Raw genomic sequence first — 8,079 nt, 5'->3', positions numbered from 1 at the left:
CTCCAATTGGAGCAGTAGCATTTCTAATTACAGAAATACTGTCGGAAACGAAAATTCAATTTATGAACCCGACGTTACTCCGCCGAAGATCCTCTTTTCAAAATTACAGTCGGACGGAACCATTTTTGTAGCATTCACTGAATTTGTGAATATCAATAATGCCTCTGCCTCAATAAATAATCAACCTGCATCAGTTATTCAATACAATGAAACGGATGCAAATATCTTGATCCTCGAAAATCCGGGTGGGGCTTCTGTGTTATCTAAGTCAAACTCGCGAGCCAGCCAACCCCTAAGACTTGTGTTCACCAACATCACCGATTTCAAGGGAAATGCCAATGATGAGCTTTCAGTAGAAGTTTCTCAGTCACTGATGCCTGGAACGGTGGTTATCAACGAAATACTTTATAACCCACTGGCTAATTCTGATGACAATCTTCCGGACCAAACGGAATATATTGAGTTGTATAACCGTGCAGATCATGCGGTTTCTCTGGAAGGATTTTCGCTGCATGATGAACCGGACGAACACAATTCAGTGCGTTCTCTGTTTCCGGTATCTTCACAATATAAATGGATTCCTGCCGGCGGTTATGTGATAGTATATGCAGATGATCAAGCCAAAAGCTTCGAAGAGAGTCAACTTGCTGAATATTTTGAACTGCAAGATGAAGATGATCAGTTTAAAGTACGCATAGACCAAACAAGTCTCAGCCTGACCAATACAGATGATGCCATCTACCTAGCTGACAGTACCGGGACAACCATCGATTCGGTCTTTTATAATGAAAGCTGGCAGAACCCTAATCTATATAATACTGAGGGTTTAGCTCTTGAACGCATCGATCCGTCCGGACCTAGCAATGATCAGTCAAACTGGAGTTCCAGTACCCGTGTGAGTGGAGGAACTCCCGGTGAGCAAAATTCCATATTTCAGCAGGGTGGTACAGTTTCGCAAAATACAGGTATGACTTTTACGCCAAATCCTTTTTCTCCGGATGGTGACGGCTTCGATGACAATCTTTTTATTAACTACAAATTGGATGAACCGGACTATCTGTTACGTGTTCGAATTTTTGACCGTTATGGACGGCAGGTGAAACGCTTGGCTGATGGATTTCAGGCAGGTTTTGAGGGGTCCCTCATTTGGGACGGCTTGACTGAGGACCGAAGAAAAAACCGGGTCGGAATTTACATTGTGCTTTTTGAAGCATACAACAGCTCAAATGGAAAGAATGTCACCTTTAAAGAGACGGTAGTTTTAGCAAGAAAATTTTAGAGAGCTTATGCTCTCAGTATTGTTTTTAAAAATCCTATCTCGATTTTTATCTCTCTTATCAGTTAAGTCGCAACATTTTACATGGTTTTTAATGGTTGTAACCATCAAATCCATAAATTACTACTCTATTCATTAATAGTAATTTACTCCATAAAATCTGTTCAATGCCACATATTTTTTGTATGAAATCAAAAAAAGTTTACGTCGCAACCATTGTGTTGAGCCTCAAGAAATCGATTCTTTTTTCTATTATTCTTTTTTTTCTATTACCGTCTAAACTTTCAACTGCCCAGAATTCACCTGATCTTTCACCCGAAACAATAGATGTATTTTTAGATTGCCGCACCCATAACTGCAGTGAGTCTTATATTCGAGAAAAGATCCCTTTTATAAATTATGTCAGAAACGAAGATGATGCCGACCTTCATCTATTGATCACTACACAACAAACCGGCAGTGGCGGTGAAGAATTTACTCTTCAATTTATTGGGAATAATGAATTCACTGAGATGAGCAGAAGTTTAACTTATTTCTCTGCAGAATCAGACACAGATGATGAGATCAGAAACGGACTTAATGACTACATAAAGAAAGGTTTATTCTTTTTCTTAGCTAACCTCCCTGTTTCTGAAAATTTGACTGTCAATTACATCCCTATAGGAGTACAAGATGATACACCACCTGTAGATAATTGGGATTCCTGGATATTTGAATTAAATGCAGATACCGACCTGGAAGGCGAAGAATCTGAAAAAGAATTTTCTTTGCAAGGTAATGCCAGCGCTGAAAGAATCACTCCTGAATGGAAGTTGCAGTTTGGAATCCAACAGTATTATGAACGCCGGAAATTTGAGGATGATGACACAACTCGTACTTTTGTTACCGAAAGCCGCGGTGCTGATCTACTGGCGGTAAAAAGTTTATCAGATCATTGGTCTTTCGGAGGTTCTTCAAACTTACGTTCTTCTACACGCGATAATCTTGCGCTTTCAGCAAATGGAAGTCTTGCATTGGAGTACAGTATTTTTCCCTACGAAGAGTTCACGGAACGAGAAATTACTTTTCTATACCGGATCACAGGTGCTTATAACGATTATAATGAACAAACCATATATGGAAAATCATCCGAGTTTCTGTTAGAACATCAGCTCAGGTCCAATATTCGATTTACGCAGCCTTGGGGAGAGTTTGAAACTGAGATCAATGCTTCAGCTTACCTGCATGATATGAGCAAGAACCGTCTGGTGACAGAATCTCAACTGAACTTTAGAATATATAGAGGTTTATCTATTTACGTATCCGGTGAATATGCCTGGATCAATAATCAATTATCCATCCCTGCCGGCGACATTACCGATGCGGAAAAGCTACTTAATCTTCGTCAGCAGTTTACTTCTTATTCTTATCAGGTAAGATTTGGTTTGTCATTTTCATTTGGTTCGATCTACAATAATGTAGTGAATCCTCGTCTGTGACAATACCAACGCTCTAGGCTCCTGATCTATAAATCAAAATTCAGCTTCACTCCCCCAAACCAGTTTCTTGGCGCAGCTGGCTGATAGTAGCGGCCACCAAAAGCATTCAGGTCATTTCCAAGGCTGTACTTTTCATCCAGCAGATTATCTATTCCGGCAAAAATGTCTAGACTAAAATTGTCCAGTATCTGCTGTTGAAATCCCACTTTTGTTTGTACCAAATGGTAGGCCTCTGAATAGACCGTATTGGCATCATTCAGCGGAATCTCATCCGTAAAGTTATATGCTAATGAGCCGTAAAAACCTCCCTGTGTTTTAGCATTCAACGTAGAAACCAGGATATGCGGAGCCACACCTGTCAGCTTATTCCCGGAATAATCCTCTCCTTCCTTTTGATAATCCTTGAACTCAAAATCATGAAAGGTGTACGAAACGCCCCAATCCAATTGCTGTAAAAATGCACTGTTATTCCGAAGAATCGCCCAATTTAATGCGGCTTCGAGTCCATACTGATCGGTGCTTCCCGTGTTTTCAAAAATGACAGTAGAATTCCGATCGGAAGGCTGCTGCACAATGGTCTCATCCAGCTTAAAAAAGAAAGTAGTGATATCGTACGTAATACGGGGTCCGATCAATGTTCCGCGCGCTCCAACTTCATAATTCACTCCCTGCTCAGCTTCCAGGTCCAGGGCAATGCTTCCCTCGTTGGTTCTAAACTCTTCGATGGTCGGTGGCGAAAATCCATAACTCATGCTCCCATGCAAAGACAAAGCCGGAGAGAATTTTTTCAGCAAAGCTACCCGCGGTATGATCTCAGGATCAAAGGTCTTCTCAGCCAAACCGGTATTGTCGTCGGGCAGATTGGTAACCAAGCGATTCAGGTTATACTCCAGACGATTGTAACTTAACCCAGCTGTGAAATAAATTTCATTGGGGAGATCGATCTCTGTATTCAAAAATACCAGAGACGAACGGATCTGGATCTCATCATCAAAATTCAGAGCCCCCACTTCGCTGCTGTCATTCTCAAAATTTCTTGCTGCATAATTTGCGGATTGAAGCTCCCCTCCCACTGTAAATCGTGTTCTCACTTCCCCGATATCGGTATCAAAATAAAAACGGGTTCGGCCTCCACCCGATTTCCGGCTGTCCTTTTTGTAATCCAGATTGAAGGGATTCTCAAATGAGCTAAAGGTTCCATATATCGTGGTCAGATTTGAGATGTTTTCTGATATCTGAGCATCATGACTGATCCCTGCTAAAAATGCCTGCTGATCAATACTGGCATTCGCCTCCACACTGCCAAGTGCGAATGGATTCCCCTGCCTGGCCTTAGTCGGGTCTTGCTCAAATTGCTCTTCCGTTAAAGGTCCGGGAATCCCATAATAAAGGTCAGAGTACAAAAAACTTGTTTTGATGATCTGTTTGTCATTCAGCTGAAATTGTCCGGAAAGCTCGGCGGTCTCACGGTTAAAAAAGGACTGATCCCGGTATCCATCCGACTGCTGATTTGAATAATTGAACCGAAAATTTCCATCCTCGAACTGAGATTGTGCGAAGGCCGTATAGCGCTGAAGTCCGTATGATCCGAACATAGTCCCTGCTCCCACCTCATTCTCACTCGATTGCCGGCTTTCCAACAGCAAAACCCCACCGTTTCCCGCACCGTAAATACTTCCGGCCGGACCTTTGATCACTTCCACTTCCTGCATGTTGATCACATCCAATAGATTCAACGGCGTACTTCCCGAGGGCTCGGTGAATGGAATATCATTCCAGTAGATCTTCACATTTCTAACCCCAAAAGGAGAACGAAGCGAACTTCCGCGAATGGCTACCCGATAACTTCCCGGAGCCCGCTGTTCAATTCGGACTCCCGGTATGGTATTCAATCCGTATAACAATGAACCCTCGTCAAAACCGGTGATCCTTGCAGGCTGAACATTAGCAATGGCACCGGGCGTCTCCATCACGCTTCTATTACCTTCATATCCAGTGACAACGACTTCGCCAAGATCTCCTTTAAGAGTATCCGGTTGCTGGGCATAAATATAGGTTTGCGGTATTATGAAAAATATAAAAAGTAATGCTGATTTTTTGTTCATGGGAACAAAGTACAAAGGCTTGAATTAAGTTTTAAGAATTGAATACCTTCCATCAACAAATAATTCCATACCAATAACTCCTTTGCAAGATCTAAAAAACGCACCCATCGGTATTTTTGATTCCGGTATTGGCGGATTGACCGTAGCCAAAGCCGTGATCAACGCCCTTCCCAATGAAGACATTATTTATTTCGGGGATACCGCCCGGGTTCCCTACGGCATCAAATCGGAAGAAACCGTGCGTGCCTATGCACTTCAGATCACTAATTTTTTGTTGAAACGCGGGGTGAAGATGATTTTGATCGCCTGTAACACCGTTTCAGCTTCAGCAAAGGAAGAGATCATTCAGGCTGCCGGGGATGTTCCGGTACTGGATGTAATCACCGCAGGAACCAATAATGCCGTTTCACTTCCCGATCACAAGAATATTGGCGTTATCGGAACATTGGGAACGGTAAACTCTCAGGCTTATGTGGAAGCGATCCATGCATATGATCCCACCATCACCGTACAACAGCAAGCATGTCCGTTGCTGGTGCCACTGGCTGAAGAAGGCTGGATTGATAATGAAGTGGCCAAACAAACCCTGCATTATTACCTGGATGTCTTTGATGACAGCGACATTCAATCCCTGATCCTCGGATGTACTCATTACCCTCTTTTTAAAGAGGTGATTCCTAAGATCCTCAAGAACGGAGATATTGAGATTATTGACTCGGCGGAATCCATTGCTGAATCGGCCAAAACCAAACTAGAAGAGTTAAATCTGCTGAACGGAAAAGGCGGGGATTTCCAGTGCTTCGTCAGTGACCGCCCACAGCGTTTTCATGAACTGGCTGAACGATTTTTGGGAAGGCGATTGAATGGAGTTGAGGTGGTGGAGCTGGATTGAGAATAGCTGTTAGCTTTCAGCCGGCAGCTATCAGGTTTTCAATTCGTAAATCGGTCGTTCGGTCCATCGGTTAATCGTCAATCTTCTCTTGGTGCTAAATTGAAGGAATGATTTTTTATTCATGAACCAGTTTTAAAACTCATTCCCAACGTCCTCGTTGGGGTTGCCTGTCGGTACCTCCCGGTCCCATTTTAGCTATATCGAATTGAAATCTTTGATTTATTTTCTACATTCCATTTCACTTCTCACCAATTTTACTGTTATGAAAATACTGTTACTCATCTTTGCTTTGGCTCTCAGTACCCTGTCTTTTTCAAATGTCTCGGAGCCTGCAACCGACCAAATTTTTGACATCAACGATTATGCATGGCTTGTCGGAACCTGGACCGGAAACGGATTTGGAGGTATCTCTGAAGAAAGCTGGTCACAGCCCGCAAATGGAACCATGATGGGTATGTTCCGGCATATGAGTAATGGAGAAGTGGCATTCTATGAATTCATGCTGCTGGATGAAAATGGGATCCGGCTGAAGCACTTCAATCCTGATCTCACCGGCTGGGAAGAAAAAGACGATATGATGACCTTCAAAATGATCCGCTCCTCAAAAGACAAAATTGAGATGGAGGGACTGACCTATGAACGAAAATCGGACACTGAAATAGAGATCCGGTTGGTTATGGATGAGGGAAGCGAACCTCATACTGAAATATTCAGCATGAAAAAGATCACTTCTTAAAATTGTTATAAGCTATTTTTTCAACAAATCCCGAATCTCCGTCAGCAGCATTTCTTCTTTACTGGGTGCCGCGGTTTGGGGAGTAGGTTTTTCCTCTTCCTTTTTCATAAAATTATTGTAGGCTCTTACCACCATGAAAATAGCTATGGATACGATCACAAAAGTAATGATGGTATTGATGAAAACTCCATAATTAATGGTAATGGCTTCCAATGTGCCATCTGCTAATGTACGCTCAGCAATTTGAAATTTGAGTTCAGCAAAATCAACCCCGGCAATAAGGTATCCCACCGGCGGCATGATGATATCATTTACGAAGGATTTGACGATAGCCCCAAAATAGGTGGCCATGATCAACCCCACTGCTAGTTCTATGACATTGCCCCGGGAAACAAACTCTTTAAATTCTTTGATGAGACCTTTCATATATGTTCTTTTTTAGTGAAAATTCATGCGAATATGTGAAAATAGGCGCCCTTCAGCAATTACAAACTTTAGTTAGTCTGTTTACTGCATCTGCTTTATCTTAAGGCTGAATTTATCTCTCATTAATTAATCAGCTACAAATACATTATGAAAACCATTGCCCAGCTCACTTACATTCCATTATCCCAAGACGACCCTAGAGAAAAAGTACAGGAATTGCTGGAGCATCTTGCCCAATACGATGTAGAAATTGAAGTGGGATACCTATCCACTACCATCATCGGAGCACCAAAAGTTGTTTTTGAAGTAATCGCCGACCTTTACGACATCATGTCGATGGAAACCGAGAAGTTTCGTTTCCAGGTAGATCTTTTAAGCCCTGCTAAGGAATAGGTTTTAGTGGCGAGGTGTTAGGTGTTAGAATTACTCGAATCTAACACCTCGAACCTAAAACCTAACACCTCACAACAGTTTTGAAGCTAAATTTGCCAGGTCTGAACGCTCTCCTTTCTCGAGATTAATATGCGCATACAGATCATGGTTATGCATTCGATCCACTAAATAGCTGAGTCCGTTGCTCTGCGCATCCAGATACGGTGTATCAATTTGGAAGATATCCCCGGTGAATACAACTTTGGTATTTTCCCCTGCGCGGGTGATGATGGTCTTCACCTCATGCGGAGTCAGGTTTTGTGCCTCATCAATGATAAATATCACGTTTGAAAGGCTACGCCCTCGAATATAGGCCAGCGGGACGATCCGTAGCTTATCCGTCTGTAGCATCTCATCAATTTTCTTGAAGGGTTTGCTGTTTTCTTTATACTGATTTTTGATAAAGCTCAGGTTATCCCACAACGGCTGCATATACGGATCGATCTTTTGGTTGGCATCTCCCGGTAAAAATCCAATATCCTTATTGCTTAACGGTACAATAGGCCGCGCCAAATATACCTGTTTGAAATCACTTCGCTGTTCCAGTGCACTGGCCAAAGCCAATAAAGTTTTTCCGGTGCCAGCCGCCCCTGTTATGGAGGTACACAAAATGTTGGGATTTTGAAGCGCATGCAGCGCAAAGGTTTGCTCGGCATTTTTAGGCTGAATGCCATAAGCATGCATCTTTTCAACCACTTCCACCATCTCACTCTTGGGATTGTACCATCCCAGTG

At 42.5% G+C, this 8,079-nt stretch carries 8 protein-coding genes; 5 read left to right on the top strand and 3 right to left on the bottom strand.

Features of this window, described 5'->3' with window-relative positions; genetic code table 11:
* Positions 1–1,279, top strand: a 1,279-nt coding sequence (locus tag VFM80_RS05850) for a lamin tail domain-containing protein (protein WP_395070498.1), incomplete at its 5' end; no start/stop codon positions are given.
* A gap of 182 nt (positions 1,280–1,461) precedes the next feature.
* Entirely contained in the window at positions 1,462–2,754 is a 1,293-nt protein-coding gene (locus VFM80_RS05845) for a hypothetical protein (protein ID WP_395070496.1), read from the top strand.
* A gap of 26 nt (positions 2,755–2,780) precedes the next feature.
* Here the strand turns inward: VFM80_RS05845 and VFM80_RS05840 are convergent, their stop codons facing one another.
* On the bottom strand, positions 2,781–4,859 hold the full coding sequence (locus tag VFM80_RS05840) for a TonB-dependent receptor family protein (protein WP_395070494.1): 2,079 nt from the start codon (positions 4,857–4,859) through the stop codon (positions 2,781–2,783).
* 82 nt (positions 4,860–4,941) lie between these two features.
* On the opposite strand from VFM80_RS05840, the gene murI reads away from it, so the two are divergent.
* Complete coding sequence (gene murI, locus VFM80_RS05835) at positions 4,942–5,751, top strand: glutamate racemase (protein WP_395070492.1); 810 nt, start codon at positions 4,942–4,944, stop codon at positions 5,749–5,751.
* 262 nt (positions 5,752–6,013) lie between these two features.
* On the top strand, positions 6,014–6,487 hold the full coding sequence (locus VFM80_RS05830) for a DUF6265 family protein (protein WP_395070490.1): 474 nt from the start codon (positions 6,014–6,016) through the stop codon (positions 6,485–6,487).
* 12 nt (positions 6,488–6,499) lie between these two features.
* On the opposite strand, the gene mscL is transcribed toward VFM80_RS05830, so the two are convergent.
* Positions 6,500–6,913, bottom strand: a complete 414-nt coding sequence (gene mscL, locus VFM80_RS05825) for a large-conductance mechanosensitive channel protein MscL (protein ID WP_395070488.1) — start codon at positions 6,911–6,913, stop codon at positions 6,500–6,502.
* A gap of 147 nt (positions 6,914–7,060) precedes the next feature.
* Here mscL and VFM80_RS05820 point away from each other — a divergent pair, with 147 nt between their 5' ends.
* Entirely contained in the window at positions 7,061–7,306 is a 246-nt protein-coding gene (locus VFM80_RS05820; protein ID WP_395070486.1) for a hypothetical protein, read from the top strand.
* A 69-nt stretch (positions 7,307–7,375) separates the two neighbouring features.
* Here the strand turns inward: VFM80_RS05820 and VFM80_RS05815 are convergent.
* Positions 7,376–8,079, bottom strand: a 704-nt coding sequence (locus VFM80_RS05815; protein ID WP_395070484.1) for a PhoH family protein, incomplete at its 5' end; no start/stop codon positions are given.

Source organism: Gracilimonas sp. (genome assembly GCF_035704785.1).
GTDB lineage: Bacteria > Bacteroidota > Rhodothermia > Balneolales > Balneolaceae > Gracilimonas.
Note: the sequence above shows the minus strand (reverse complement) of the source record. Positions and strands in the feature narration are given on the sequence as shown.

Bases quoted from the DNA above. Each gene is read 5' to 3' on its own strand.
- VFM80_RS05845 (WP_395070496.1), top strand. From the start codon at position 1,462: ATGAAATCAAAAAAAGTTTACGTCGCAACCATTGTGTTGAGCCTCAAG.
- VFM80_RS05840 (WP_395070494.1), bottom strand. From the start codon at position 4,859: ATGAACAAAAAATCAGCATTACTTTTTATATTTTTCATAATACCGCAA.
- VFM80_RS05830 (WP_395070490.1), top strand. From the start codon at position 6,014: ATGAAAATACTGTTACTCATCTTTGCTTTGGCTCTCAGTACCCTGTCT.
- mscL (WP_395070488.1), bottom strand. From the start codon at position 6,913: ATGAAAGGTCTCATCAAAGAATTTAAAGAGTTTGTTTCCCGGGGCAAT.
- VFM80_RS05820 (WP_395070486.1), top strand. From the start codon at position 7,061: ATGAAAACCATTGCCCAGCTCACTTACATTCCATTATCCCAAGACGAC.